A 25,773-nucleotide genomic window follows, 5' to 3' on the forward strand; every position below is an offset into this window, starting at 1 on the left:
CGGCGCAACCGCGGCCGGCCCCGCGGCCGAACCGCCCGCGGCCGAACTGCGTACGGTGAAGGAGTGCGAATGACGGAGATGCTCAGGCGGTGGTGCGGCGGGCGCCCGCAGCGCGTCGACGTGGCGGTGGCGCTGTCCTGCTTCCTGATCGCCGCGCCCGTCACGGCCGCCACCGCCTACCACCGCGGCGCCTCGGTGACCGGCTACCTGCTGTTCCTGCTGGCCTCCTGCCTGCCGCTGCTGGTCCGCAGCCGGTGGCCGGTGGCGGTGGCCGCCGCCACCGTCGTGGTCGGCGTGGTCGAACTGGTGCTGATCCCGTTCACGCCCGGGCCGCGCCCGGAGACCCTCGGGATCTCGATGTTCGCCGTCGGCGTCGCCCTGTACGCCGTCGCCACCCGCACCGACCGGCGCACCGCCTGGCGGACCGGCTGCTGCGCCGCCACCGCGCTCACCCTCACCGCGCTAATCGTCCGCCCCGGGCTGGAGGAGCTCCCGCAGAACCTCGGCCTGGTCGCCTGGCCCTGCCTGTCGGTGGCGATCGGCGACGCCGTCCGCAGCCGCCGCGAACTGCTCGCCTCCGCCGTCGAGCGGGCCGAACGCGCCGAACGCACCCGCGAGGAGGAGGCCCGCCGCCGGGTCACCGAGGAGCGGATGCGGATCGCCCGCGAACTCCACGACGTCGTCGCCCACCACATCACCCTGGTCAACGCCCAGGCCGGCGTCGCCCACCACCTGATGCGCACCGACCCCGAACACGCCTACCAGGCCCTGGAGCGGATCCGCGACACCAGCCGCACCGCGCTCGACGAACTGCGCGCCACCGTCGGCCTGCTGCGGCACAGCGGCGACCAGGCCGCCCCGCGCGAACCCGCCCCCGGCCTGGCCGGGCTCGACGACCTGCTCGACGCCTTCCGGCACTCCGGCCTGCCGGTCGCCCTGGAACGCTCCGGCGCGCCCGTCGAACTGCCGCCGATCACCGACCTGACCGCCTACCGGATCATCCAGGAGGCGCTCACCAACACCCACAAGCACGCCGGCCCCGCCAGCGCGCGCGTCCGCCTCGACTTCGGCCCCGAACGGCTGCGGATCACCGTCGAGGACGACGGCCGCGGCGCCCCGGCGGACCCGGACGGCGCCGGGCCGGGCCGGTTCGACGGAACGGGTGCGTTCGGCGGGACGGACCCGGGCGGCGGCACCGGGGCCGGGCCGGGCGAGGGCACCGGGCACGGCATGATCGGCATGCACGAACGGGCCCGCGCCGTCGGCGGCACCCTCACCGCCGGACCCCGCTCCCGCCGGGGCTTCCGGGTCCACGCCGAACTGCCGCTGCCCACCGCCGGCGGCCGCGGCTGCTCCCGGAACTGACCCGCGCCGGGGCGACCGGCCCGGGGGAGCGGCCCGCCCGGGGCGCGACCCGCTCCGGGCCCGAGGGTCCGGAGCGCGAAAACCGACCGTGAGATGAGAGAGGCCCCGCTCATGACCGTCCGCGTCCTGCTGGCCGACGACCAGGCCCTGCTCCGGGGCACCTTCCGGCTGCTGATCGACTCCGCCCCCGACCTGGAGGTGGTCGGCGAGGCCGGCACCGGGCGGGAGGCGGTCGCGCTCGCCCGCTCCGCGCGCGCCGACCTGGTCCTGATGGACATCCGGATGCCCGACCTGGACGGCCTGGCCGCGACCAAGCTGATCACCGCCGACGAGGACCTGGCCGGGGTCAGGGTCCTGGTCCTCACCACCTTCGAGAGCGACGAGTACGTGGCCGAGGCGCTGCGCGCCGGAGCCAGCGGCTTCCTGGGCAAGGGCATCGACCCGGAGGAACTGCTGGACGCGATCCGGGTCGTCGCGGCCGGCGACTCGCTGCTCTCCCCGGCCGCCACCAAGGCCCTGATCGGCCGCTTCCTCGCCCAGCCGGACCCGGGCCGCCGGGCCGCGCTGCCCCGGCTCGACGTGCTCACCGCCCGCGAGCAGGAGGTGGTGGCGCTGGTCGCGGCCGGCCTGTCCAACGACGACATCGCCGAGCGGCTGTTCGTCACCCCGCTCACCGCCAAGACCCACGTCAACCGGGCGATGACCAAGCTCGGCGCCCGCGACCGCGCCCAGCTCGTCGTGATCGCCTACGAGACGGGCCTGGTCCGGCCGGGGAGCGCGTGAGCCGTCACCGCCCGTCGGGGTCGGGGCCCCGCTCCACCGCGAGGTAGGCCAGCACGGCCCGGACCCGGCGGTTGGTGTCCTCGGCGTCGGCCAGGCCCAGCTTGGCGAAGATCGTGGTGGTGTACTTGCTGACCGAGCCCTCGGAGAGGAACAGCCGGGCGGCGACCGCCGCGTTGGACAGGCCCTCGGCCATCAGCGCCAGCACCGAGCGCTCCCGTTCGGTGAGGGCGGCCAGCGGGTCGGCGCGCGCCGGCCGCCCGAGCAGCTTGGCGACCACCGTCGGATCCAGCGCGGTGCCGCCGTCGGCGACCCGCTGGACGGCGTCCATGAACTGCCCGGCGTCCAGCACCCGGTCCTTGAGCTGGTAGCCGATGCCGCCCAGCCCGTCCGCCAGCAGCTCGCGCGCGTACAGCTGCTCGACGTGCTGGGACAGGATCAGCACCGGCAGGCCCGGCACCGCCCGGCGGGCGGTCAGCGCGGCCTGCAGGCCCTCGTCGGAGAAGGTCGGCGGCAGCCGGACGTCGACGATCGCCACGTCCGGCCGGTGGGTGAGCAGCGCCTCCAGGGCGGCCGGGCCGTTGTCGACGGCGGCCACCACCTGGTGGCCGTACGCCTCGGCCAGGCGGACCATCCCGTCCCGGAGCAGGAAGAGGTCCTCGGCTACGACAATTCGCACGGCACCGCCACAGTGACACGGGTTGGTCCCCCGAGGGGGCTGTCGATCTCCAGGCGCCCGCCGAAGGCCGCCATCCGGCGCCGCACGCCGTCCAGGCCGGAGCCGGGGGCCGCGGCGGCCCCGCCGCTCCCGTCGTCGCTCACGGTAGCAGTCAACGTCCGCTCCGCGTACGAAAGTTCGATGCCCACCCGCTCGGCGCGCGCGTGCTTGACGGCGTTGGTGAGCAGCTCGGCGACCGAGAAGTACAGCGCCGCCTCCACCGGCCGCTCGGGCCGGGCCGGCACCCGGGTGACCACGTCCACCTCGACCACCGCGTCCAGGGCCAGCGCCCGGACGGCGTCGACCAGCCCGCGCTCCACCAGCACCGGCGGGTTGATGCCGCGCACCAGCGCCCGCAGCTCGGCCAGCGCCCCCGCGGAGTTGGCCCGGGCCTCGGCCAGCAGCCGCTTCGCCGCCGCCGGGTCGCTGTCCACCAGGTGCTCGGCCGCGCCCATCGACATGCCCAGCGCGACCAGCCGGGCCTGCGCGCCGTCGTGCAGCCCGCGCTCGATCCGCTCCAGCTCGGCGGCCTGGGTCTGCGTCAGGTCGGCCCGGATCTCCTCCAGTTCGGCCACCCGCCAGCCCAGCCGGGTCGACGCCACCGGCCCCAGCAGCCGCCGCCCGACCGGCCCGAGCACCCGCCAGCCGAACGGCGCCGCCAGCAGGCCGGCGGCCAGCAGCGCCGCCCCGAGCGGTGGTCGGCCCGGCACCAGCAGCGCGCCCAGGACCAGCGCGAGCAGCGGCAGCGCCGCGACCGGCAGCACCGTCACCGCCGCCGCCAGCAGCCACACCCCGTCCCCGTGCAACTGCGGGTCGTGGAACCTGGCGTGCACCCGGGCCCGGCGCCGGGCCTCCCGCTCCGAACGGTGGTACTCCTGCCCGTCCCACCAGAAGCCGGTGGCCATCCGGGTCACCTGCCGCGGCTGCCGGTAGGCCACCGCCAGCTCCAGGCCGAGCCAGCGCGCCGCGCACCGCCGGGCCGCGCCCGCCAGCGCCCGGCTGGTGAACGGGTGCACCGTCCACACCGCGACCGACACCCACAGCAGCACCAGCAGCGTCTCCCCGAACACCGCCAGCGCCCGCAGCGGCCAGGCCGCCGCCGACCCCGCCGACCAGCCGTACGCGAGCGACGCCCCCGCCCACCCCACCGGCACCGCGACCAGCGCGAACGGGCAGGTCAGCGCCACCAGCACGGCCGACCGCCACCACCCCGCCCCGACCGCCGCCCCCCACCGCACGAGACCGCCCGTCGCACCCATCCCGCCGCACCTCCCCTTCCGTCCCGACCGCCGTCCCACCACCCCGGGACGGCCCACCGGCGACGTTACGGGCCGGAACGGCGCCCCGACATGGCCCTACCCACCCAATTCACGGTGGGTCTGGCCCCACCCCCGGGGGTGGGGCCCGTTGCCGCTCAGGCCCGGGAGGCCCGGGAGGCCCGGGAGGACCGGAACGACAACAGCGCGGCGCCAGCGAGCACGGCGACCAGGACGGCACTGAAGACGTAGACCGCGGTGGTGAGGGAGACGCACCGGCTCAGGAGGCCGACGCCGATGGCGGGCAGGCTCATGCCGGCGTAGCAGAACAGGAAGAGCCCCGAGATGGCCTCGCCGCGCTTGCCGGGTTCGGCCATCGCCGCGACGGTGCCGACCACGCTCTTGGTCAGGATGCCCGATCCCGCGCCGGCGACGATTCCGGCGGCGAGGAAGACCGTCAGGTCGGCGGACCGGATGCCGACCGCGAGCAGCACCAGCCCGGCCGCGCCGAGCCCCAGGCCCAGAGCTCGGCGCGTGCGTGCGCCGAGCGGGTTGGCCGCGGTCTGGGCGACCACGGCGGCGGCCATCAGCACGCAGGCGGCCACGCCGGCCAGCAGGTGGCCGGGCTCGTGCAGCACGCCGAGGAGGAACCCCGCCGACAGCGCGGTGTAGACGCCGTTGATCGCGAAGGCGGCGAACCCGGCGCCGGCGGCCGCGACGTAGGCGGTCCGGTCACCGTGGTCGGTGCTGACCCGCTGAGGGCGGTAGCTCGGCCGGGACGCCAGCACCTCGACGGTCTCGGGGGCGGCCGCCACCGCGAGGATCGCGAGCAGGAGGAGGACCCCGAAGACGAGGTAGGGGACCCGCAGCGGGTGGTCGACGTACTGCGCCAACGCCCCGGCGACCAGGGGGCCGACCGCGAGGCCGCCGAGGTTGGCGCCGGTGGAGACGGTCTCGAACCGGTCCGGGCCCGCGTGCGGCCGGTGGGCCCGGTGGAGGTCGTGGAGGTGGGCGGTCGCGGTCGCGGTGATCAGGCCGACGCCCAGGCCGCCGAGCAGGCGGGCCGCGATCATCGCGGGGAGGGACGGGCTGGCCAGGAACAGCACGTCGGCGACCAGTTCGAGCCCCAGCGCGGGCAGCAGGACGCGCTTGCGTCCGATCCAGTCCGAGACGTGCCCGGCCACGACCAGACTGGCGGCCACCCCGAGGGCGAAGACCGCGAAGACCACGGTGACCGTCAGCGTGGCGAATCCGTCCCGCTGCTGGTAGATCGGGTAGAGCGGCGACGGCACGGCGTTGAACGCCATCGCGATCGTGAACGCGGCCGCCACCAGCCAGAAGCCCGCCCCGTGGGGGGCGGATCCGGTACCGGTGCGGGCCGGGCGGTCCGGCGCGGTGGACGTGGCGGGGGTGCCGGGGGGCACGGATGAAGGCACGTGGGGACTCCGCGGTCGTAGCGAAGGGACCCCTTCACGGTGGCAGCCGCCATCCATCAAGGCGAACGAATGATTCCGATGCCAGGGATCTCCCGTCGAGATCGATCTGCCATGCTGACCGCATGGAGCTCAGACAACTGGAGTGCTTCGTCGCCGTGGCCGAGGAGAACTCGTTCACCCGCGCCGCGGCGCGGATGCACGTGGTCCAGTCGGCGGTCTCGGCGACCATCGCCGCACTGGAGCGCGAACTGGGCGCGCCGCTGCTGGAGCGGACCTCCCGCCGGGTACGGCTCACCGAAGCCGGCCGCGCGTTCCTCGAACCGGCCCGCGCGGCCCTCGTCGCGGCCCGGCTGGCCCGCGACGCCGTCGGCACCGCCACCGGCACGATCGGCGGCACGCTGCGGCTGGGCACCATGAGTTCACTGGCCGGTCTGGACCTGCCGCGGCTCCTCGGAGCCTTCCACCGCCGCCACCCCGACGTCGAGGTCAGACTGGCCCTCGCCGCCGACGGGTCCCCCGGTCTGCTCCGGGCGCTCGACCACGGGCGCCTCGACGCCGCCTTCGTCTCCCCGACCGGCCCCCCGCCGCACGGCCTGCGGCTGGAACCGGTCGCCTCCACCAGGCTCCTGCTCGCCGTACCCGGCGACCACCGACTCGCGCGGCGCACGAGCGTCCCGATCCGGGACCTCGCCCGCGAGGCGTTCGTCGACTTCCCCGCCGGCTACGGCAACCGCGCCCTCACCGACGGGGCCTTCAAGGCGGTCGGACTCGACCGGCAGGTGGCCATCGAGATCACCAACGTCGAGGACGGTGCCGACTACGTGCGCAACGGCCTCGGCATCGCGCTGCTCCCGGAGTCCTCCGGCCACCCGGCGTCCGGACTCGTCCACCTCCCGGTCGCCGACGCCGACCTGCGGTGGACGGTCTTCCTCGCCGTGCCCGAGACCCACCCCACCGCCGCGGCACGCGCGCTCCGGACGCTGGCCGCCGAGCACGCTCCCGTACGGCGCGGACCGGAACCGGAGCGGTGACCCCGAGTCCGGGCCGGACCGCCGGCTGAGCGCCCAGGGGCGCCCAGGGGCGTTCCGGGGTGTTCCGGGACGTTCCGGGGTGTTCCGAGACGTTCCGGGGCGTTCAGGGGCGGACGTCGACCAGGACCTTGCCGACGGTTCCGGCCTCCACCGCCCGGTGCGCGTCGGCGGTCCGCTCCAGGGGGAAGCGGGTCAGCGGCAGGCCGTGCTCCCGGCCCACCGGGAGGGCGCCGGCGGCCGCGGCGGCGGCGACGTCCGCCACGGCGGCGGCCCGTGCCTCGGGGCCCGCGGTGTAGAGCACCAGGAACTGCAGCCGGACGTTGCGCACCAGGTGCGCCGGCACGTCCAACTGGACCGGCCCGCCACCGGCGTTGGCGTAGGTCGCGATGGTGCCGCGGGGTCGCAGCACGGCCAGGTCGAGGGCCAGGTTCGCGCCCAGCGCCACTTCGGCGACGAGGTCGACGCCGTCCGGGGCGGCCGCGCGGACGGCCGCGACCGGGTCGCCCGCCCGGTAGTCGATCACGTGGTGGGCGCCGGCAGCGGTGGCCAGCGCCGCCTTTGCCGGGCCGCTGACCGTGCTCAGCACGGTCGCCCCGGCCCAGCGGGCGAGCTGGACCACCGCGTGCCCGACCGCGCCCGCACCCCCGGCGGCCAGCACCACGGCGCCGTCCAGCGCGCCGGGCCGCAGCCGGCGCGGGCCGTCCTCGGAGACGGTGAGCGCCCGGTGCGCGGTGAGCGCGGGCACGCCGAGGGCCGCGCCGACCTCGAAGGGGACCTCGTCCGGCAGCGGCACGGCCCGGTCGGCGGGGAGGACGGCGTACTCGGCGGCGGTGCCGGTGGGCCGCCCGGCCGCGGCCATGAACACCCAGACCCGCTCGCCGACCCGCCCGGCGTCGACCCCCGGGCCGGTGGCGTCGACCACCCCGGCGCCGTCGAGGTGCGGGGTGATCTCCGGGAACCCCTTGGGGTGGGCGACCCCGGCCCGGGCCTGCACGTCGGTCGGGTTCACCCCCGAGACGGCGATGCGGACCCGGACCTCGCCGGGCCCGGGGACGGGCAGGTCGCGCTCGACGAGGCGCAGGACCTCCGGCCCGCCGGTTTCGGGGTAGACGATCGCCTTCATGCCCCGCCCCCGCGGCTCGGCCGGGCGGTTCGGCGCCGGGCACCAATGTTCGATGTGCATCGAATGTTCGACATGGATAAAACATTACGACGCCGATCGAACATCAGGCAAGGGGAGGTAGGCTCTCCCCGTGAGCGAGGTGCAGGAACCCCCCGTCGAAGCGGTGACGATCGATGCCGTGCTGGTCGCGCTGGCCGACCCGATCCGGCTCACCCTCGTCCGCGCCCTGAACGACGCGGGCGACTGGACCTGCGGCAGCGACGTCCTGCGCAGCACCGGCATCACCATCGGCCGCTCCACCCTGTCCCACCACCTCAAGGTCCTGCGCGAAGCCGGCCTGGTCCGGACCCGCGTCCAGGGGACCCGCCGCATGGTCATGCTGCGCCACGACGACCTGGAGCACAGGTTCCCGGGGCTGCTGCGGATGCTCGGACCGCTCGCGGCCGGTGGCGCCGGGGCCGAGTAGCGCCGTTCAGCTCGTCGCCTGGTCGGCCGGGGCGTGGACTTCGCTCCAGACGAGTTCGCGGGCGGTGCCGTTGTTGCGGGAGGGCGGCGAGTAGCGGTGGCCCCAGCGGTCGCCGAGGGCGAGGGCTTTGAGGACGGCCATGTGGTCCTCGGGGCTGGGGGAGCCGTCCTCGGGGCGGAAGATCCGCAGCTCGACGCGGTAGCCGTCCGGGATGACGGTCAGCCTGGCCTCCCCGCCACCCGCCTCGGCGAGCCGTTCGGCGATCTCCCAGGCGCGTTGCCGCAACACGTCGCTCACGAGGCGGCTCCCAGGGCGGACGCGGTTCGGGGCGGGACGGGCAACTCGCCGCGCAGGAAGGCGAGTTCGATCAGGGCCTGGGCCAGCCGCTGCACCCAGGGCAGTCCGACACAGCCGAGCGTGACGGCCCCGAACTCCGGTGGCGCGTCGTCCCGGTAGACGGGAGACAGGCCGGACGGCGGGTCCAACCTGGCCGTCCGGAAGGCTTGTTCGAGCAGGTCGGCGGCCCGCTCGGCCTCGGTGAACCTGCCGAGCAGGAACCGGTGGAGGACATCGGTGTCCCCCAACGGCTGTCCGGTGTACAGCACTTGTGCTCCTCGCCTCGATGGTGGGTGTGGCTGGTTCGAAGGGATTCAGCGCGCGGAACGCCGCATCGGTCGGACGATCCCCGCCCGCACCAGGTCTGCGAAGGCCGGGTGCCGCACCCGGTTCCGGTCGGCCGGCCAGGGGGCGCCGTCACCGCCCGCGGGGAGCAGCAGCAACCCACCCCCGTCGTCGACGTGGGAGAACTCGCCGAGCCGGCCGGTCGCCGTGTCGATCAGCAACTCGCCCCGCTCACAAGGCCAGACGGCCCCGGCCGCCCCCGCGAACTCCCCGCCCCGCACGGCCCGCACGTACGGCGCCCCCGTCCAGACCAGCGTCGCCAACTCGCTCGCCACCTCCGGGCTGACGCCCCCGAGCTGCACCAGGTGCGCGCCGGTGACGGTCCGCTCCACCGCCAGCGAAGGCAGCCTGAGCCCCGCCGAGTGGAAGGCGTCCCGCAGCGCGTCGCGCACCTTGTGCGCGAAGGCGCGGTCCTGCCGCGCCAGTTGGTCAAGCAGCGAGTTGCCCACGATGGTCACCGCCCGTTCCCTTTTCTTGCCAATGTGTAATCAGGATCGGCGTTCGGGCGTAGCATCGGAAGCCTTCCGCACTTGACTCTTGTCCCGTGGGGGACTCGGCGTCGAAAGAGTGATCGAGCATGCGTCGTACGGAACTTGATCCGTCGTCATCTCCCGCTGCCGCCTTCGGCCTCCAGCTCCGCAGGTCACGGGAGATACGGAACCTGTCCCAGGTGCAGCTCGGCCAGCTCATGGGGTACAGCGACACCCTGATCTCGTGCATCGAAAGAGCGACCCGCAGTCCCACCGCCGACTTCGCCGCCCGGGCGGACGAGGCCCTCGCCACCGGCGGAACCCTGGGGCTGATGTGGTGGAGCCTCAAGAACCAGAGCCTGCTGGAGGGCTTCCCCGAGTACGCCGCGGAGGAGGCCAAGGCGGTGGAGATCCGCCTGTTCGAGCTGGGCATCATCCCGGGACTGCTGCAGACCTCGGCCTATGCCCGGGCACTGGCCCAGGCGGCGGTGAAGCGCGGCAGCATCACCCAGGCGCAGGCGGACGAGCGGATGGACTTCCTCGCGGCCCGGCAACGCCTGTTCGACCAGCCGAAGCCGCCCCTGCTGCACGTCGTCCTGGACGAGAGCTGCATCAGGCGCCCGATCGGCGGCCGGGAGGTGATGGCGGCTCAACTCGCCCGGCTCGTCGAGCTGTCGGAGCAGCCGAACGTCACCGTGCAGCTCGCCCCGTACAGCCTGGGCGAGATCGCACCGTTCACCATGGCGGTGACCCTGCTGACCATGGCCGACCGGTCCGTACTCGCGTACACGGAGTCCCAGCACCGGGGCATCCTTACGCGTGAAATCGAGACCGTTCGACCGTGGGAGAGGGACTACCATCGGCTACAGGTGGAAGCCCACGGCACGTCGGCTTCCGTGGCGAAGATCAGCAGGCTTCGGAAGGAAGAGCATGGACCGTGACCACGACCTGAGCGGTGCGGAGTTCCGTAGCTCCAGCTACAGCAACAACGGCGGTCAGTGCATCCAGCCGGCGATCAACCTGCACGCGGCCCGGGGCATCGTGCCGGTGCGGGACTCGAAGGACCGGGGCGGTCCGGTGCTGGTCTTCCCGGCCCCGGCCTGGGCGGCCTTCTGCGCCGCCACCGCCGCCGGGGAGTTCGGCGCGATCTGACCCACCCTCAACTGCACTCGGTAGAACGCCCCCTCTCCGGAGGGGGCGTTCTGCCGCGGGGCGCGGTTTTGCGGATCCGGTCCTTCCGGCACGGGGGAGGAACTAGCATCGGCTACAGGTGGAAGCCCGTGGCAGGCCGGCTTCCGTGGCGGTGGCCAGCGGCCCTCGGGAGGAACACCATGGACCACGACCTGAGCGGTGCGGAGTTCCGCAGTTCCAGCTACAGCGCCAACGGCGGCCAGTGCATCCAGCCGGCGATCAACCTGCACGCGGCCCGGGGCATCGTGCCGGTGCGCGACTCGAAGGACCGGGGCGGTCCGGTGCTGGTCTTCCCGGCCCCGGCCTGGGCCGCGTTCTGCGCCGCCACCGCCGCCGGTGGGTTCGGCGCGATCTGACGCCCGCTCGGCGTCGGCCGGGGGCTCAGGCGGCGGCCGCGTCCGTGGGCGGGGTCCAGTCGGTGGCTCGGATCCACTGGGCCAGGTCCAGGGTGGCGGGCTCGATCGAGCGCACCGCTGCGGGGTCCCCCGGGTGTTCCGCCGCCTTCGCGAACTCGCGGAACATCACCCGGTCGAGGTCGGTGGGGAGCACGCTCAGCGGGAGGACCTCGTACCGGGCCGGGAGTCCGGCGTGCGCGCCGAACAGCGCGGCGATCCGGGGGCCCGTCAGTTCGTCGCCGACGAGTTCGACGGCTCCGCCGGGCGCCTGGGCGGTGCCGAGCAGGAGCGCGGCGATGACCCGGCCGATGTCCCTGATCGAGATCATCTTCAGGGCGGCGTCCTCCGGCAGCGGCATCCGCAGCACGATCTCGCCGTGCTCCAGGCTCGGCGCCAGCACGCCCGCGAAGTTCTCCATGAAGGCGGTCGCGCGGACCATCGAGGCCCGCAGGCCGGACGCGCGCAGGTGCTCCTCGATCGCGTGCTTCGAGTCGTGGTGCGGCACGCCCCGCTTCCGGTCCGCGCCGAAGACCGAGTTGAACACGACGTGCGGGACGCCCGCCCCGACCGCCGCGTCGACGAGCGCGGTGCCGATGCGGATCTCCGTCTCGACCTCTTCGAGGCTGTTCGCCTCCGGGGTCATGAAGGAGAACCCCGCGACCGCCGCCAGTGCGGCGGCCAGCGAGGCCGGGTCGTCGGTCCGGACGGCCGCCAGTTCGACGCCGCGGGCGGCCAGCGCCCGGGCCCGGTCGGACCGCGGGTCGCGGACCAGGGCCCGTACCCGCGCCCCGTGCGCCAGCAGTGCGTCGACCACCGCCCCGCCCTGCTGCCCCGTCGCGCCGAAGACGGCGATCGTGCCGGTCGTCTGTGTGCTCATCGCTGCCACTCCTCAGTAGTTCACGGCGTGAACGAAACTAGTTCACGCCGTGAACTTCGTCAAGGCACGGGTGTGGCGGGACCCGGCGGTGCGCGGGGTCAGTTCGAGGTGGGCGAGGAGAGGTCCGAGGTGTCCACGATGGCGGTGGCCACGCGCTCGAAGTCGCGCTGGTCGTCGGGGTCGAGGTTCCCCGCGATCTCGGGCAGCCGCTTGGCGACCTCGGCGTAGAAGGCCTCGGCGAGCACCTTCCCCGTGGGCGTCACACTGAGCATGACGACCCGTCGGTCCTGCTCCGAGCCCGCCCGGCTGACCAGCTCGCGCCGCGCGGTGCGGTCGACCAGCTGGCTCAGGGCGTTCTTGGTCATGCCCAACGACGCGGCCAGACCGGCCATCTGCCGCGGCTCGTTCCTGACCGCGCAGAGCAGCGTGGCCTGCGCGGGGGTCAGGTCGAACCCGGCGCAGATCTGCGCGTACTTGCGCTGGATCACCACCGAGAGCCAGAAGAGCTTGTCGCCATAGTCCACGTCGATCTCCCCGGTCCGATGCCGAACAGCCTACTCGGCGCGGGCCGGCGGTCGGAGCCGCTCACGGGGCGACGGTCAGCGGCTCGCCGGGGTCGATGACCCGGACCGGGACGTCGGGGACGAGGCGGTGGACGGCGTCGACGAAGAGGGCGGGGTCCTTGTCGCTCTTCAGGATGAGCGCGTCGCCCACCCGGCCGGCGGTGAAGGCGTAGTGCTGGGGGACGGCGAGTCTGGGACGGAGGGCGGCGGTGAGTTCGGCGGCCTCTTCGGCGTTCATGACGACCTGCTTGCTGCGCGGCATCCGGGTGTGCAGGCCGTTGACGGGGAGCAGTGCGACGTCGAGCGGGCCGTAGCGGTCGGTGAGGGTGTGCAGTTCCGGGACGAGCAGGGTGTCCCCGGCGAAGTAGACGCTGCGCCCGCCGGCGCTGATCACGTAGGTGACCTCGTACACGCCGTGCTTGCCGGGAGCCGCGGAGACGGTCAGGTCGCCGACCCGCGCGGACTGCCAGGGTTCGAGCGCGCGGACGTTGCCGAACCCCGCCTTGCGGGCCTTCCGGACGACCGGTCCGGCGACCAGCAGCGGGACGTCCTTGCGGGGGTAGCGGCTGAAGGCGGCCAGGTCGCAGTGGTCGTAGTGCTCGTGGCTGATCACGACCGCGTCGAGGCGCGGCAGTGCCTCGGGCTGCAGGGCGATCGGTTCGCCCGGGTGGTAGAAGGCGCGCTGGGAGAACCAGGGATCGGTCAGCACGGTCAGGCCGCCGATCTGGATCAGGTGGCAGCTGTGGGTGATCCGGGTGATGACGAGCGGTTCGGTCATGGCCTCTGCCTCATCTGGGGTGCGGTGGACGTCGAGCGGGCCCGGTCGACGGCCCGGCGCTCCGCCGGGGGCGGTCCGGTTCGGGCGGCATCGGGGCCTCCGTTCGTTTTGGTATCGCGTACCAAAACGTATCGAGTTTCGTTCGGGACGGCAACCGTCCGAGGTAGGCTGCGCGCATGACCCCGTCGCGGACCCTCGTCGAACGCAAGCAGCGCCAGGCGCGCCAGCGCATCGTCGAGGCCGCTCAAGAGCTGTTCCAGGAGCACGGCTTCGACCGCGTCTCGGTCGGCGACATCGCCGAACGCGCCGAAGTCGGCCGCACCACGTTCTTCCGCCACTTCCGCGACAAGCAGGAAGTCGTGTTCGCCAGGGAGCAGGAGCTGCTCGACCTGGTCGCCGCGGTCGGCCGGGCGGACGACGCCCCGCCCCCGCGCAGCGTCACCGAGGGCGTCGAGCAACTGGGCCCGGTCCTGGTCGCCCTGTGCACCCGGGCGACCGCCGACGCCGCGGGCTACGCGCGCCACTTCGCGCTGATCGAGCAGCACCCGGAACTGCGCGACCGCGACGCCGCGAAGATGCAGCAGTTCGGGGACGAGCTGAGCGGACTGCTCGTCCGCCGCGGAGCCGACGAAGCGACCGCGGTCCTGGCCGGCCAGATCGCACTGGCCTGCTTCCGGACCGCCAAACGCCTCGGCAACGACCCGCACACCCTGGCGGACGACACCCGGGCCGCCCTCACCCGGGCCCTGGCCCTCGGCGCCGACGGCCCCGACCCGGCAGCCCCGTGAACCCGGCCGGTGCCGCAGCGGGCGACGTCCGTCCCGCCGACGACCCGGCCCGGCCCTCCGGTGCGCGGCCGCGCCGATCACGTGCGCGGTCGCGCCGATCACGTGCGCGGCCGCGCCGGTCACGATGCCGTCGGCCCGGGGCGGCGGGGCGGCCCTCAGCCGTTGCGGATCGCGCGCACCAGCCCGGTGACCAGCTCGGCCCGTTCGGCCATGGCGTCGACCAGCAGGTACTCGTGATCGGCGTGGGCGCCGCCGCCGACCGCGCCCAGGCCGTCCAGCGTCGGTACGCCGAGTGCCGCCGTGAAGTTGCCGTCGCTCCCGCCGCCGACCGCCCGGCCTTCGAGGCCGGGGAGCAGCCGCCGGGCCGCCGCGAAGAGCCGGAGCGAGGCGGACTCGGGCATCGGGGGCCGCCCGACGGCTCCCCGGACGGTGATCCGCGCGCCGTCGAGGTGCGGGGTCAGGGCGGCGAACGCGGCCTCGACGCGGTCCTTCTCCTCGGCGGTCTCGACCCGGACGTCGACGAGGACGGTCGCCTCGGCGGGGACGACGTTGTCCAGGGTCCCCGCGGACGCGACGGTCGGGGTGACGGTGGTCCCGAGCTCCGGACGGCCGAACGCGGCGATGTCCAGGACCTGGTGGGCGGCCTCGACCAGCGCGTTGATCCCGGCCTCGGGTTCGAGCCCGGCGTGCGAGGCGCGGCCGGCGACGGAGACCTCGAAGGTGCCGCAGCCCTTCCGGGCGGTCTTCAGCCCCCCGCCGTCGGCGGCACCCTCGAAGACCAGGACGGCGCCGCAGGCGAGCGCGCGCTCCTCGATCAGGGCGCGGGAGGTGCGGGAACCGACCTCCTCGTCCGCGGTGACCAGGATCTCCACACCGGTCAGGTCGTCGAGCGCGGCCAGCCCGTGGACGGCCTGGACCAGGCCGCCGAGCATGTCGAAGACACCGGGGCCGGTGACCCGCCCGTCCGCGACCGCGAAGGGACGGCGCTCCAGGGTGCCGAGCGGGAACACCGTGTCGTGGTGGCCCAGGACCAGCACCCGGGGCTCGCCGCCGCCCGACCAGTGGACGTGCGGCAGCCCCCCGCGCTCGACCAGGACGGCCCGCCCGCCGAGCCGCCCCTCGATCACGCCGGCGACCACCCCCGCCGAAGCCTTGAGCGCCGTGACGTCACCCGAGGGGGACTCGGTCTCGACGAGTGCCCTGAGGTCCTCGATCATCGCCCCGACACTCACCGGGACGCTCTTGCGCATCGTCATCCCCGAAGGCTATCCGGCCCGGCCCGGCGCCCTGCCGCTCACCCGGCCCCGAGGTCGACGGTGACGGGGAAGGGTGCGGCAGCCCGCACCGTGCCGGTGAACACCTCGCCGTCCCGGTACGCCTTGGTGGCGGGATCGAGGACGTAGGTGTAGACGATCGGGACGCCGGTGGCGGCCTGCTCGACCCGCCAGTAGAAGGGGACACCGGCCTTGGCGTACTGGTCCGCCTTCACGATCCGGTCCGTGGTCTCCGAACCGGGCGACACGACCTCGACGACCAGCAGGACGTGCTCGGGGCGGGTGGGCGCGAGGTCGATGGTGTCCGCCCGGTAGACGGTCACGTCCGGGCGGCGGTTGGTGAGCGGAACGTCCTGCAGACGGACGTCGAAGTCCGTGTCGGCGTTCCAGCCCGGGCCCGCAGCGGCGTCCAGGGCGTTGGCCAGCACGCGGGCCAGCCGGTTGTGCCGCTTGGAGGCGCTCGGGCTCGCGACGACCATCCCGTCCACGATCTCGATGCCGGCGCACTGCTCCTCGGACCAGGAGTCGTACTGCTCCGCGCTGATCTGCGCGTGCATCCATGCGGGCGCCACCATCTCGGCGGTCACGGGTGCCTCCTTAGCGGAGCCTCGGCGGGTCCAGTGCTGCTGCGTCCAGCTTACTGTTCCGGGCGGTCGGGCCCGCCCGGCCCGGCGGAACGCCGACGCCGCGGGGGCGGCCGCTCAGGGCGTGCCGGCGGGCTGCTCCGCGACCACCGGCCGGATCATGGAGTCGATGGCGTCGGAGCTCCGGCCGCCGAAGACGCGGGCGGCCATCCTGCCGTCCCGGTCGATCACCATGGTGCTGGGGATCGCCTGCGGGCTGAGGTTGCCCTTGGGGAAGCGCAGGATCTGGGTGCCGTCCGGGTCGTAGATGCTGGGGAAGGTGACGCCCTTGTTCCTCTCGAAGGCGACGGCGTTGGCCGGGTCGTTGTCCCTGGTGTTGATCCCGAGGAACTGGACGCCCTGGTCCCGGTACTTCTGCCACAGCTCCTGCAGGCCCGGCGCCTCGGTGCGGCAGGCGCTGCACCAGGAGCCCCAGAGGTTCAGGACGACGACCTTGCCCCGGTAGTCGGACAGCTTGACCTGCTTGCCGTCCAGCGTGGTGCCCGAGATGTCCGGCGCCTCCTCCCGGTGGCCCGGACCGGCGGTGGAGACCCCGCCCTCGCCGGCGACCAGCCCGGTGCCGTCGCCGGACGAGGAGCCGGACGCCGAACAGCCGGCCAGGGTCAGCAGCAGGGCGGCGGCCGCTGCCGCGAGCGGGGCGCGAGCGCGTTCGGTTCCGGGCACGCGAAGAGCATCGCACGGGGGGTGGGGCGAACCCGAAGGGGGGTGCGGCGCCCGGGATTTCTGTGGCGTTTTAGTTGATGGTCAGTCAACTCTCTTTGAACTAACGAGGCTTGTCGGATCAGGTGCTCGCGGCGGGGGCGGGCGAGGGGGTGAAGGAGACCTGGAGGCTGTTCAGGCCGCGGAAGTTGAGGCTGCGCTGCCAGGACGGGGCGGGGCCGTCGAGCCGCCAGTCGGGCAGTCGGGTGAGCAGGGCCGCCAGGACGACGGCGCCCTCCAGTCGGGCCAGGGCCGCGCCCAGGCAGAAGTGCGGGCCGTAGCCGAAGGCGACGTGCCGTCCGGCGGGGCGGTGGAAGTCCAGCCGGTCCGGGTCGGCGAACACCGCGGGGTCCCGGTTGGCGGCCCCGCAGACCAGCAGCACCGCCTGCCCGGCGGCGATCTCGCGGCCCGCCAGATCGAGGTCGTGGCGGGCGCGGCGCAGCATCAGCTGCACCGGGCTGTCGTGGCGCAGCAGTTCCTCCACCGCGGCCGGGATCAGCTCCGGCCGGGCGCGCAACTCCGCGGCGGCCTCCGGGTGTCGGAGCAGGGAGAGGGCGGCGTTGCCGATGAAGTGGGTGGTCGTCTCGTGGCCGGCGACCAGCAACAGGGCGCAGTTGGCCAGGAGTTCGTCGAAGTCCTGGTTGCCGTCCCCGGCCCCGGCGGCCAACATCGCGCGCAGCGTGTGGGGCGCGGGCCGGTCCTCCTCGCGGGTGAGGACGCCGCGGAGGTAGTCGAGCATCTCCTGCACGGCCCGCGAGGCGGCCCGGCTCTCCTCGGCGTCCAGCCGGGAACTGCCGATGGCCGCGGCGACCGGGTCCGACCAGGCGGACAGCGCCCCCCGGTCCTGCGCCGGCACCCCCAGCAGGTCGCAGATCACGGCCAGCGGCAGCGGGCGGGCCAGGTCCGCCACGACGTCCAGCCGACCGGTCGGCGCCGCCGCGTCGAGGATCCGGTCGACCTCCTCGGATATCCGGCCGCCCAGCGCCGCCACCGACCGGGCGGTGAAGGCCCGGCTGAGCAGCGACCGCAGCCGGGTGTGGTCCGGGGCGTCGCTGTAGAGCATCTGCCGACTCAGCACCCTTGCCAGCGGCCGGAGTTCGTCGGAGACCGCCTCGATGTCCGGATAACGCACCGAGGAGAAGCGCGGATCGCCCGCCGTCGCACTGACCACCTCGTAGCCGGTGGCGACCCAGGCGTTCAGCGCCCGGTCCCAGAACAGGTCGTCGGTGTCCCGGAGGTCCCGGTAGAAGTCGTAGAGCCGGTCCTGGTTCTGCGGCCGGAGGGCGGACAACAGCGACGGCTGCGCGGCGTGGGCGTTCACCGCCGCAACCTAGCACCGGGGGAACGCCGTTGCCGGACGGATCCGCCAACTCGGCCGGGACGGCGGGTGGTTCGGGGCGGAGCGCCGGGTGATCCGGGGCGGCGGACGGTTCGGCCGGGCCCGGTCACCGGCCGTCCGGGGCGTCGGAGGTGGACCGCCGGCCACTCGTCCCGCCCGGGAACTCCACCAACGCCAGGCCGTCGTCGTCCTCGGCGGCCCAGTAGTCGTAGGCGGTCTGCCAGAACGGGGCGAGCGTCTTCCCCCACGACAGCCGGTGGACGCCCCTCTCCTCCGTGGCCGAGGAGCCCGGCGAACCTCATCCGGTCACAGGATCAGCCGGCGTAGGGGTTGCCGCCGAGCCACGTGGTGCCGTCGATCAGTTCGCGTGCCGCGTCCAAGTGTCCACTGTGACAAGCGACTTCGGTGAGCACGTGGACCAGGACGCGCCGCACGTCAGGCAGTCGCCAGGTCGGCCAGAACTCCACCGGCCAGGCCGCCGGCTCCTGGTCGAGCGCGGTGGCCGCGAGCACGGCGTCCGCGGCCGTGACGGCTGCCCGGTAATCGGCGAAGACCTGCTCGGCGCTCATCCCCTCGGGCACGTACCAGTGCGCCTCCGCGCCCGCAGCGAGCTGTCCGGCCACTTCTGGATCGCCCGCGATCACCCCGAGGAACCAGAAGCGTTCGACGTCCACGGTGAGGTGGCGCAGCAACGCCAGGCAGCTCCAGCCGCTGGGCAGGACCGGCCGCCGCAGATCGTCCTCCGACAGCCCTTCGAGAACTCCGATGACGTGGTTGCGCTGATGGTCGAGGGCGCTCTTGAGGGCGTCGAGTTCGGCGTTCACCGCACGGCGCACAGATCGCCGAGGCGTTCCAGGGCCTCGCCAGCCATCTCGCCCCGCTCTCCAGTCGTACCTGTCGCACTCGTCATACCGCGCCCCCGTTCTCCTGCGGATCATCCGCAGCCTGGACGCTACACCGGCGGGACCTGCCGGGGGAGCCGTTGCCGGGCAACTTCCGTACGCCCCCGCTGGGGGCCTTGCTGTTCCGTCAGGGGTTCGGCTCCCCGGGGATCGAGCCGAAGGCGGCGCCGGCGACGTGCGTCCCTGCCGTGGACGAACCGCGATCCTTCCCACCGCAGGCCGTCGGCGCGAACCGCCTCGATCCACTCTGGAAGCAGGTCGCCCTGGAGCGGGGTGGGCAACTGCCCGAAGGCGCGGACGTGCCCGGTGCGGGCATCAGCTTCCGGACGGTCTCGCGAGACCTCCAGGGCCTCCCGGGCCGCCTCCGCTCCCGTCAGGCAGCCCGCCCGGCGCCCCTGCGGCCAGCTCTTCGCGCAGGGCGTCGAGCCGGGCCAGGCGGGTGTCCAGGCCGGCCAGGGCCGCGGCCGTCTCGGAGCGGTACCGGGCCCGGACCTGCGCCAACCCGTCCAGCAGCCGTTCCCAGCGGGCGTCGGGGGTCTCGGGGCGGGCCTCGGGGCGGGTTTCGGGGCGGGTTTCGGGGCGGGCGAGGACTCCGGGGGCGGCCGGGGCCGTGGCGAGGTCAGGTGCGGCGCCGGTTGCTGGCATCGCGGAGTCGGCCGGTGCGGTCGGCCAGGTCGTCGAGGCGGGCGGCGAGGTGGTCGTGGTCGGCCCCGAGGTGGGGGCGCATGCCGCTGAGGGGGGTGAGCAGGTCGGCGGCGTCCGCGGTGCCGAGGGCGGCGGTGAGCGTCTCCTGGGCGGGGCGGGCGCCGGGGTCGAGGCCGATCCCGGTGAGCTGGGCGGCCAGGACGCGCAGCTCGGCGGCGTGCTCGCGGGCCCAGGTGCTCACGGAGCGCTCGGCGGCCCGGTGGTCGCGGACGGCCTTGACCCGTTCGGCGCCGGTCCCGGGGGCGGGGGTGGTGCCGGTGCGGCGCAGCCGCAGGTAGCGGTTCTCGGCGGCCTGGCGGCTGGCCACCCCCATCGGGTGGGCGAGGTCGGCCCAGGTGGCTCCGGCGGCGCGGGCGTCCTCCACCAGGCCGGCCTCCCAGCCGGCGAGCTGGGCGCGGAGCTCGCGCAGCAGGGTCAGGGCCGCGAGAGCCGGTTCGGGGCGGGGGTCCGGGCGGTCGGCGGTCGGCGTGCCGGGCTCCTGGGCGGTGCGGACGGCTTCGTCGATGGCGGCCAGCGCCGCCGCGGCGGCGAGCAGCGACACCGGTTCGGCGGGCGGTTCGGCGGGCGGGGCGGGGGTGCGGCCGGCGGGGGCGCGGTCGGTGGGGGGCTTCCGGGTCATGCTGTCACCCTAATGACGACACTGCCGCTTTGTCATCCATCGGATGACGTGTTAGAACGGTGCGCAGGTGATGTGCACCGGCACTCCTCGATCCGAACTGGAGGTGTTTCGCGATGCTGCTGCGCACCGACCCCTTCCGCGAACTCGACCGTCTCACCCAGCAGTTCACGGGCTCGAACGGCACCTGGTCGCGTCCGGCCCCGATGCCGCTGGACGCCTACCGGGCCGGCGACGAGTACGTGATCCACTTCGATCTGCCGGGGGTGGACCCGGACGCGATCGACGTCGACGTGGAACGGAACATGCTGACCGTGCGGGCCGAGCGCCGTCCGCACCCGCGGAGCGAGGACGTCAAGTGGGAGCTCTCGGAGCGGCCCCTCGGCGTCTTCTCCCGCCAGGTGATGCTCTCCGACACCCTCGACCCCGGGGGCATCACGGCGGACTACGACCAGGGCGTGCTGACGCTCCGCGTTCCGGTCGCGGAGCAGGCCAAGCCCCGCAAGGTGGCGGTCGCGCACAGCGGCACCCGCAGGCAGCTCCGGGCCTGATCCGGGCCTGATCCGGGGCCCGGGAACGCGGGTGCGTTCCCGGGCCCGGAGAGCGGGGCGGGTCAGGTCAGGGCCGGGTCGAGGGTGTCGAGGGACTGGAGGATCTGCTCGACGCTCTGCTTGGCGTCGCCGAAGAGCATGCCGGTGTTGTCGCGGAAGAAGAGCGGGTTCTGGACGCCCGCGTAGCCGGAGGCCATCGAGCGCTTGAAGACGACGACGCGTTCGGCCTCCCAGACCTTGAGGACGGGCATGCCGGCGATGGGGCTGGCGGGGTCGTCGAGGGCGGCGGGGTTGACGGTGTCGTTGGCACCGATGACCAGGACGACGGAGGTGTGCGCGAAGTCCTCGTTGATCTCGTCCATCTCCAGGACGACGTCGTAGGGGACCTTGGCCTCGGCGAGCAGCACGTTCATGTGGCCGGGGAGCCGGCCGGCCACCGGGTGGACGCCGAAGCGGACCTCGACGCCGCGTTCGCGCAGCCGGCGGGTGAGGTCGGCGACGGGGTGCTGGGCCTGGGCGACGGCCATCCCGTAGCCGGGGGTGATGATGACGGACTTGGCGGCGGCGAGGAGTTCGGCGGTCTCCCGGGCGCTGATCTCGTGGTGCTCGCCCTGTTCGGCGTCGCCGCTCGTGGGCGCCTCGATGCCGAAGCCGCCGGCGATGACGGACAGGAAGGAGCGGTTCATCGCCTTGCACATGATGTACGAGAGGTAGGCGCCGGAGGAGCCGACCAGCGCGCCGGTGACGATCAGCAGGTCGTTGTCGAGCAGGAAGCCGGCGGCGGCGGCCGCCCAGCCCGAGTAGCTGTTGAGCATGGAGACCACCACCGGCATGTCGCCGCCGCCGATCGAGGCGACCAGGTGCCAGCCGAGCAGCAGGGCGAGGACGGTGACGGCGACCACCAGGCCGAGCGAGGGCGAGGCGGTGAACCAGGCGGTGAGCGCGACGAAGGCGCCGAGCGCGCCCAGGTTGAGGGCGTTCTTGCCGGGCAGCACGAGCGGGCGGGAGGCGATCTTCGCGGAGAGCTTGAGGTAGGCGACGATCGAGCCGGTGAAGGTGACGGCGCCGATGAAGATGCCGATGAACACCTCGGCGTGGTGGATCGACAGCAGGTCGGCGGCCACCGAGGTCTGGGCGTCGCCGTGCCGCTCCACCTCCAGGTAGCTGTTCCAGCCGACCAGGACGGCGGCCAGGCCGACGAAGCTGTGCAGGACGGCGATCAGCTCCGGCATCCCGGTCATCTCGACCCGGCGGGCCCGCCACAGGCCGATCGCGGCGCCGAGCGCCATCGCGAGCAGGATCAGCGCGACGGCCCCCGCGCTGATCGAGCGGGAGGCGACCACGATCGTGGCGGTCAGCGCGAGGGCCATGCCGGCGATGCCGTAGACGACGCCGGCCCGGGAGGTGCGGTGCTGGGAGAGGCCGGCCAGGCTGAGGATGAACAGCAGGGCGGCGACCAGGTCCGCGGCGTGCGCGGCGGTGAGGGACGTCATCTCGGCTCAGCCTTTCGAGAACATGCTCAGCATGCGGCGGGTGACGGCGAAGCCGCCGAAGACGTTCACACTGGTCAGCAGGATCGCCACGAAGGACAGCACGGTGACCAGGGTGCTCTCGTGCCCGATCTGCAGCAGCGCGCCGATCACGACGATGCCGGAGATCGCGTTGGTCACCGACATCAGCGGCGTGTGCAGGGCGTGGTGGACCTTGCCGATCACGTAGTAGCCGATCACCACGGCGAGCGCGAACACCGTGAAGTTCTCCGCCAGTTGGGCCGGGGCGAAGGCGACCAGCAGGAACAGCGCGAGCATCCCGGCGCCGATCAGGCCGAACCGGACGGCGGGGGTCACCCGCGCGGGCGCGGGCGGGGCGGGCGGCGCGGCCGGGGCGGCGGCGGGCGCGGCGGGCGCCGCCGAGACGGCGACCGGCGGGGGCGGCCAGGTGGTGGCGCCGTCCCGGACGACCGTCACCGCGCGCTGCACCACGTCCTCGAAGTCGATCGCCAGCCGCCCGTCCTTGCCGGGGGTGAGCAGCTTCAGCAGGTTCACCAGGTTGGTGCCGAACAGCTGCGAGGCCTGCGCGGGCAGCCGGGACGCCAGGTCGGTGTAGCCGATCAGGGTCACCCCGTTGTCGGTGACCACGGTGCGGCCCGGCACCGTCCCGGCGACGTTGCCGCCCTGCGCGGCGGCCATGTCGACGACCACGCTGCCCGGCTTCATCGCCGCCACGTCCTCGGCGGTGAGCAGCTTCGGCGCCGGGCGGCCGGGGATCAGCGCGGTGGTGATCACGATGTCCACGTCCGCGGCCTGGGCCCGGTACAGCGCGGCCGCCGCCCGGTCGTAGTCCGCCGAGGTGGCCTTCGCGTAGCCGTCGGTGCTCGCCTCCTGCTCCGCCCGCACCGCCAGGTACTCGCCGCCCAGCGACTTGACCTGGTCGGCGACCTCGGGCCGCGGGTCGGTGGCCCGGACGATCGCGCCCAGGCTCGACGCGGCGCCGATCGCGGCCAGCCCGGCCACGCCCGCGCCCGCCACCAACACCTTCGCGGGCGGCACCTTGCCCGCCGCGGTGACCTGACCGGTGAAGAACCGGCCGAAGGCGTGCGCGGCCTCGATGACGGCCCGGTACCCGGCGATGTTCGCCATCGAGCTGAGCACGTCCATCGACTGCGCCCGGGAGATCCGCGGCACCGCGTCCAGCGACAGCGCCGTCACCCCGCGCGCGGCCAGCGCGGCCAGCAGCTCCGGGTGCTGCGCGGGCGCCAACAGGCCCACCAGGACGGTGCCCGGGCGCAGCCGCTCGACCTCGGCGTCCGAGGGAACGTTCACCTTCAGCACCACGTCCGCGGCCCAGGCGTCCCCGGTGGCTGCGCCCGCCGCCGCGTACGCCGCGTCGTCGAACCCGGAGGCCGCGCCGGCCCCCGGTTCGACCACCACGTCGTAGCCGAGGGCCAGCAGGCCGCGCACGGTGGCCGGGGTCGCCGCCACCCGGGTCTCCCCGGGCGCGGACTCGGCGACCACGCCGACCCGTTGGGGCGGGCGGGCGGAGGAGTCGTATCCAGACATCGCTCGTTCTCTCTCGTCGGAGGAGGTGGTGCCGGACGTGTTCCGTGATCGAAGGGGAACTACTTCCCTCGACCGCAGGAACCTAGACTCCCGACCCCCTCCGGCAGAACGGGGCGAACGGTGAAATGTGTCACCACAACTCCCACCGACCGGCCTACACCGCCGCTCTCCGACCCGCTCCGACCGGGTCGGCGGCGGTCACGGGACGAGGCGCCAGAGGTGGTCGTCGTAGCCCGGGGTGTCACCGCCCCAGCCGCCGTTCTCGCAGGTGTAGACGGTCAGCGGCACGTCGTTGGCCTTGTTGCCCGCGTCGCCGGCCCAGCCGGCGACGTCCAGGCACAGGCCGTTCTTGTAGTTGACGATCTCGTACTCGAGGTTGCCGGTGGCGTCCTCCAGGTACCACTCCTGGTTGTCGTTCCAGGGCTGGGAGTTGCAGGGGTAGATGGACACCCGGCTGCCGGCGGTGGCGGATTCGTAGCCGGGCAGGTCGAGGCAGTAGCCGCTCTTGGTGTCGACGAACTGGTACAGCGACTTCACGGACACCCCGACGACGGTGCGGGTCCGTTCCTGCCGCCACCACTGGTTGTCGTTGCCGCCGTACGCGCAGTCGTACTGGGTGACGGGGGTGTCCGCCGGGTTCGCGCCGTAGCCCGGCAGGTCGGCGCACTTTCAGGTGGTGGTGCTGTAGAGCTCGTAGGTGCCGATGTACGTGGCCGCGTGGGCGTCGGTCGCGAAGGCGAGCGGGAGCAGGGCGGCGACGCCGACGGCGGCCAGGGCGCGGGCGAACTCGGTCGCGGGCATGGGGATCCCTCCGGATCGTTCGGTGCGGGGGCGGGTTCCGTGCGGGTGCGGCCGGGCTCGGACGGAGCCGCGGGCGGACCTGAGAACAGGGAACCGGGTGCCGTACGAACCGTCGGAGATCCGAAACGTTATCGAGAGTCGTCTCCCTGACGGGGCGTCAGTGCTCGTCGGGGAACCGGATTCGCCGTGGACCGATGCCGGACCCGGCCGGGCGGGCTCCCGGCCGCGCCCCGGCGCTGACTGGCCGTCAGTGGCCCCTGGCACGCTGCCTCCCATGACCGACACCGTCTCCACCCCGCGGCGCACCGACTGGCACACCACCCGTCTCGGCAGCCAGCCCATCCCCGTCCACTGCGGCCGCCTCGCCTACGACATCGACCTCGGCGAATGGGAGTGCGCCTGGTGCGACGACCGCGTCCACGTCCGCGACGTCCCCGACTGGCCCCGGCCCGCCCGCTCTCCGCGCTGACCTCCGGCGGGCCGGGCCGTCGGGACCCGCACGCCTCGACGGGACGGGCCGTGGCCGGCCGGGCGGCAGTGGTCCGAGGCCCGCCGGCCCGTCAGGCGCGATCCGCCGCCCCGTCCCCGGCGGGCGCGGAACGGACCCGGCGCACCTCGTGGGGCGGCAGCAGCGGATCGTCGGCGCGGGACGCCCAGTCGAACCGGCTGCGGACGCGGCGCAGCCGGGCGGCGGCGCGTCCGGCCCCGGCGGGGTCCGTCTCCGCGCGGCGCTGGAGGGCGCCGTCGACGACGACGCCCAGCGGTGCGTCGGGGAACTTCCGCCAGCGCTTCGGACGCCGCCCGGTCAGGCGCTCCTCGGCGGCGCCGGCGCGGACGCCGTCGGGCGGCCCGAGCAGCGCCGCCAGCGCGGTCCGGGCCCGGCGCCGGTTGGCGCTGTTGGGGGCGCGCTTGTTGAGCCGGACGTTCCTGCGCGAGCTCTTGTCGTTCTCGCCGTACTCGTTGCGCCCGTCCTTGAGGTAGCTCAGCCGCTTCTTCTCCCGGGGCGTCCTGCGCTCCACCGTCCCGTCCCCCTTCGGCTCCGAGGGCGTCAGCGTAGCCGCGCCCGGGCGCACCGGCCCGCGGTTTTCGCCGTGGCCGGGGCCCGGGCCGGTAACGCCCGAGTAACACCGGCTGCCTAGGGTCCTGGGCAAGCGCTGCGGGGCCCGGTCTGACCCGCGACAGCGAAGGTGGACGGCATGCCGCTGAAGTTGGACCGATGGCTGTTCGTGCCGCCCAAGATGGATCACTATGCAGTTTGGGACAGC

Annotated in this window: 32 protein-coding genes; 10 read left to right on the forward strand and 22 right to left on the reverse strand. The window is 74.1% G+C overall.

Annotated features, from left to right (window positions below; genetic code table 11):
• Positions 1-78: 78 nt before the first annotated feature.
• Together ABD345_RS32140 and ABD345_RS32145 are read left to right on the forward strand one after the other, a co-directional pair.
• Positions 79-1,365 carry a sensor histidine kinase gene (locus tag ABD345_RS32140; RefSeq protein ID WP_425556907.1) on the forward strand — a complete coding sequence of 429 codons (1,287 nt, stop codon included), beginning with the start codon at positions 79-81 and terminating at the stop codon, positions 1,363-1,365.
• A gap of 111 nt (positions 1,366-1,476) precedes the next feature.
• Complete coding sequence (locus ABD345_RS32145; RefSeq protein ID WP_344557319.1) at positions 1,477-2,148, forward strand: response regulator; 672 nt, start codon at positions 1,477-1,479, stop codon at positions 2,146-2,148.
• Positions 2,149-2,152: 4 nt separating this feature from the next.
• Here ABD345_RS32145 and ABD345_RS32150 read toward each other — a convergent pair whose 3' ends face one another.
• From ABD345_RS32150 to ABD345_RS32160, 3 genes are all read right to left on the reverse strand, one after another.
• Positions 2,153-2,824 carry a LuxR C-terminal-related transcriptional regulator gene (locus ABD345_RS32150; RefSeq protein WP_344557320.1) on the reverse strand — a complete coding sequence of 224 codons (672 nt, stop codon included), beginning with the start codon at positions 2,822-2,824 and terminating at the stop codon, positions 2,153-2,155.
• Entirely contained in the window at positions 2,809-4,122 is a 1,314-nt protein-coding gene (locus tag ABD345_RS32155; protein ID WP_344557322.1) for a sensor histidine kinase, read from the reverse strand. Before ABD345_RS32155 ends, ABD345_RS32150 begins: the two co-directional genes overlap by 16 nt.
• A 155-nt stretch (positions 4,123-4,277) precedes the next feature.
• On the reverse strand, positions 4,278-5,555 hold the full coding sequence (locus tag ABD345_RS32160; protein ID WP_344557324.1) for an MFS transporter: 1,278 nt from the start codon (positions 5,553-5,555) through the stop codon (positions 4,278-4,280).
• A gap of 122 nt (positions 5,556-5,677) precedes the next feature.
• Here ABD345_RS32160 and ABD345_RS32165 point away from each other — a divergent pair, with 122 nt between their 5' ends.
• On the forward strand, positions 5,678-6,586 hold the full coding sequence (locus ABD345_RS32165; RefSeq protein ID WP_344557326.1) for a LysR family transcriptional regulator: 909 nt from the start codon (positions 5,678-5,680) through the stop codon (positions 6,584-6,586).
• A 103-nt stretch (positions 6,587-6,689) separates the two neighbouring features.
• On the opposite strand, the gene ABD345_RS32170 is transcribed toward ABD345_RS32165, so the two are convergent.
• On the reverse strand, positions 6,690-7,709 hold the full coding sequence (locus ABD345_RS32170) for an NADPH:quinone reductase (RefSeq protein WP_344557328.1): 1,020 nt from the start codon (positions 7,707-7,709) through the stop codon (positions 6,690-6,692).
• Positions 7,710-7,839: 130 nt separating this feature from the next.
• Between ABD345_RS32170 and ABD345_RS32175 the strand changes: the two genes are divergently transcribed.
• Complete coding sequence (locus ABD345_RS32175; protein WP_344557330.1) at positions 7,840-8,175, forward strand: ArsR/SmtB family transcription factor; 336 nt, start codon at positions 7,840-7,842, stop codon at positions 8,173-8,175.
• Between the two features lie 6 nt (positions 8,176-8,181).
• Here ABD345_RS32175 and ABD345_RS32180 read toward each other — a convergent pair whose 3' ends face one another.
• Genes ABD345_RS32180 through ABD345_RS32190 form a run of 3 tightly spaced genes read right to left on the reverse strand, consistent with a single transcriptional unit; the run spans position 8,182 to position 9,314 of the window.
• Positions 8,182-8,472 carry a hypothetical protein gene (locus ABD345_RS32180; protein WP_344557332.1) on the reverse strand — a complete coding sequence of 97 codons (291 nt, stop codon included), beginning with the start codon at positions 8,470-8,472 and terminating at the stop codon, positions 8,182-8,184.
• Positions 8,469-8,780 carry a hypothetical protein gene (locus ABD345_RS32185; protein ID WP_344557334.1) on the reverse strand — a complete coding sequence of 104 codons (312 nt, stop codon included), beginning with the start codon at positions 8,778-8,780 and terminating at the stop codon, positions 8,469-8,471. The genes ABD345_RS32180 and ABD345_RS32185 overlap by 4 nt, the downstream gene beginning before the upstream one ends.
• A gap of 45 nt (positions 8,781-8,825) precedes the next feature.
• Positions 8,826-9,314 carry a hypothetical protein gene (locus ABD345_RS32190; RefSeq protein ID WP_344557335.1) on the reverse strand — a complete coding sequence of 163 codons (489 nt, stop codon included), beginning with the start codon at positions 9,312-9,314 and terminating at the stop codon, positions 8,826-8,828.
• Between the two features lie 119 nt (positions 9,315-9,433).
• Between ABD345_RS32190 and ABD345_RS32195 the strand changes: the two genes are divergently transcribed.
• From ABD345_RS32195 to ABD345_RS32205, 3 genes are all read left to right on the forward strand, one after another.
• Positions 9,434-10,267 carry a helix-turn-helix domain-containing protein gene (locus tag ABD345_RS32195; protein ID WP_344557339.1) on the forward strand — a complete coding sequence of 278 codons (834 nt, stop codon included), beginning with the start codon at positions 9,434-9,436 and terminating at the stop codon, positions 10,265-10,267.
• Positions 10,257-10,478, forward strand: coding sequence for a DUF397 domain-containing protein (locus tag ABD345_RS32200; RefSeq protein ID WP_344557341.1), 222 nt, complete (start codon positions 10,257-10,259; stop codon positions 10,476-10,478). Before ABD345_RS32195 ends, ABD345_RS32200 begins: the two co-directional genes overlap by 11 nt.
• Positions 10,479-10,657: 179 nt before the next feature.
• Positions 10,658-10,873: a DUF397 domain-containing protein gene (locus tag ABD345_RS32205; RefSeq protein WP_344557343.1), complete on the forward strand. Its 216-nt coding sequence runs from the start codon at positions 10,658-10,660 to the stop codon at positions 10,871-10,873.
• A 25-nt stretch (positions 10,874-10,898) separates the two neighbouring features.
• Here ABD345_RS32205 and ABD345_RS32210 read toward each other — a convergent pair whose 3' ends face one another.
• The 3 genes from ABD345_RS32210 to ABD345_RS32220 form a co-directional block, all read right to left on the reverse strand.
• Positions 10,899-11,789, reverse strand: a complete 891-nt coding sequence (locus tag ABD345_RS32210) for an NmrA/HSCARG family protein (RefSeq protein WP_344557345.1) — start codon at positions 11,787-11,789, stop codon at positions 10,899-10,901.
• Positions 11,790-11,887: 98 nt separating this feature from the next.
• The gene (locus ABD345_RS32215) at positions 11,888-12,313 is read right to left on the reverse strand and encodes a MarR family winged helix-turn-helix transcriptional regulator (protein ID WP_344557347.1); all 426 of its coding nucleotides are present in this window, start codon (positions 12,311-12,313) and stop codon (positions 11,888-11,890) included.
• 61 nt (positions 12,314-12,374) lie between these two features.
• Positions 12,375-13,130 carry an MBL fold metallo-hydrolase gene (locus ABD345_RS32220; RefSeq protein WP_344557349.1) on the reverse strand — a complete coding sequence of 252 codons (756 nt, stop codon included), beginning with the start codon at positions 13,128-13,130 and terminating at the stop codon, positions 12,375-12,377.
• A 176-nt stretch (positions 13,131-13,306) separates the two neighbouring features.
• On the opposite strand from ABD345_RS32220, the gene ABD345_RS32225 reads away from it, so the two are divergent.
• Complete coding sequence (locus ABD345_RS32225; RefSeq protein ID WP_344557351.1) at positions 13,307-13,918, forward strand: TetR/AcrR family transcriptional regulator; 612 nt, start codon at positions 13,307-13,309, stop codon at positions 13,916-13,918.
• Positions 13,919-14,073: 155 nt separating this feature from the next.
• Here the strand turns inward: ABD345_RS32225 and ABD345_RS32230 are convergent, their stop codons facing one another.
• The 7 genes from ABD345_RS32230 to ABD345_RS32260 all read right to left on the reverse strand — a co-directional run bounded on the left by ABD345_RS32230 (position 14,074) and on the right by ABD345_RS32260 (position 20,100).
• Entirely contained in the window at positions 14,074-15,174 is a 1,101-nt protein-coding gene (locus ABD345_RS32230; protein ID WP_344557353.1) for a M20 family metallopeptidase, read from the reverse strand.
• Between the two features lie 38 nt (positions 15,175-15,212).
• Positions 15,213-15,779, reverse strand: a complete 567-nt coding sequence (locus ABD345_RS32235; RefSeq protein WP_344557355.1) for a Uma2 family endonuclease — start codon at positions 15,777-15,779, stop codon at positions 15,213-15,215.
• 114 nt (positions 15,780-15,893) lie between these two features.
• Positions 15,894-16,499 carry a TlpA disulfide reductase family protein gene (locus tag ABD345_RS32240; protein WP_344557356.1) on the reverse strand — a complete coding sequence of 202 codons (606 nt, stop codon included), beginning with the start codon at positions 16,497-16,499 and terminating at the stop codon, positions 15,894-15,896.
• Between the two features lie 118 nt (positions 16,500-16,617).
• Complete coding sequence (locus ABD345_RS32245; protein ID WP_344557357.1) at positions 16,618-17,856, reverse strand: cytochrome P450; 1,239 nt, start codon at positions 17,854-17,856, stop codon at positions 16,618-16,620.
• Positions 17,857-18,188: 332 nt separating this feature from the next.
• Positions 18,189-18,698: a DinB family protein gene (locus ABD345_RS32250; protein ID WP_344557358.1), complete on the reverse strand. Its 510-nt coding sequence runs from the start codon at positions 18,696-18,698 to the stop codon at positions 18,189-18,191.
• A 393-nt stretch (positions 18,699-19,091) separates the two neighbouring features.
• Positions 19,092-19,421 carry a hypothetical protein gene (locus ABD345_RS32255; RefSeq protein WP_344557359.1) on the reverse strand — a complete coding sequence of 110 codons (330 nt, stop codon included), beginning with the start codon at positions 19,419-19,421 and terminating at the stop codon, positions 19,092-19,094.
• Positions 19,396-20,100, reverse strand: coding sequence for a hypothetical protein (locus ABD345_RS32260; protein ID WP_344557360.1), 705 nt, complete (start codon positions 20,098-20,100; stop codon positions 19,396-19,398). Before ABD345_RS32260 ends, ABD345_RS32255 begins: the two co-directional genes overlap by 26 nt.
• 113 nt (positions 20,101-20,213) lie before the next feature.
• Between ABD345_RS32260 and ABD345_RS32265 the strand changes: the two genes are divergently transcribed.
• Positions 20,214-20,648, forward strand: coding sequence for an Hsp20/alpha crystallin family protein (locus tag ABD345_RS32265; protein ID WP_344557361.1), 435 nt, complete (start codon positions 20,214-20,216; stop codon positions 20,646-20,648).
• Between the two features lie 62 nt (positions 20,649-20,710).
• Here the strand turns inward: ABD345_RS32265 and pntB are convergent, their stop codons facing one another.
• The 4 genes from pntB to ABD345_RS32285 form a co-directional block, all read right to left on the reverse strand.
• The gene (pntB, locus tag ABD345_RS32270; RefSeq protein WP_344557362.1) at positions 20,711-22,141 is read right to left on the reverse strand and encodes a Re/Si-specific NAD(P)(+) transhydrogenase subunit beta; all 1,431 of its coding nucleotides are present in this window, start codon (positions 22,139-22,141) and stop codon (positions 20,711-20,713) included.
• A gap of 6 nt (positions 22,142-22,147) precedes the next feature.
• Positions 22,148-23,707, reverse strand: a complete 1,560-nt coding sequence (locus tag ABD345_RS32275) for a Re/Si-specific NAD(P)(+) transhydrogenase subunit alpha (protein ID WP_344557363.1) — start codon at positions 23,705-23,707, stop codon at positions 22,148-22,150.
• A 198-nt stretch (positions 23,708-23,905) separates the two neighbouring features.
• Positions 23,906-24,364 (reverse strand): RICIN domain-containing protein, encoded by a 459-nt coding sequence (locus ABD345_RS32280; RefSeq protein ID WP_344557370.1) that lies wholly within the window; start codon positions 24,362-24,364, stop codon positions 23,906-23,908.
• Positions 24,365-24,376: 12 nt separating this feature from the next.
• Positions 24,377-24,508 carry a hypothetical protein gene (locus ABD345_RS32285; RefSeq protein ID WP_344557364.1) on the reverse strand — a complete coding sequence of 44 codons (132 nt, stop codon included), beginning with the start codon at positions 24,506-24,508 and terminating at the stop codon, positions 24,377-24,379.
• A gap of 274 nt (positions 24,509-24,782) precedes the next feature.
• Here ABD345_RS32285 and ABD345_RS32290 point away from each other — a divergent pair, with 274 nt between their 5' ends.
• Positions 24,783-24,977 (forward strand): hypothetical protein, encoded by a 195-nt coding sequence (locus ABD345_RS32290; RefSeq protein ID WP_344557366.1) that lies wholly within the window; start codon positions 24,783-24,785, stop codon positions 24,975-24,977.
• A gap of 91 nt (positions 24,978-25,068) precedes the next feature.
• On the opposite strand, the gene ABD345_RS32295 is transcribed toward ABD345_RS32290, so the two are convergent.
• Positions 25,069-25,527, reverse strand: a complete 459-nt coding sequence (locus ABD345_RS32295) for a hypothetical protein (protein WP_344557368.1) — start codon at positions 25,525-25,527, stop codon at positions 25,069-25,071.
• Positions 25,528-25,773 lie beyond the last annotated feature (246 nt).

This window comes from Kitasatospora saccharophila (genome assembly GCF_039529925.1).
In the GTDB taxonomy this organism is placed as follows: Bacteria; Actinomycetota; Actinomycetes; order Streptomycetales; family Streptomycetaceae; genus Kitasatospora; species Kitasatospora saccharophila.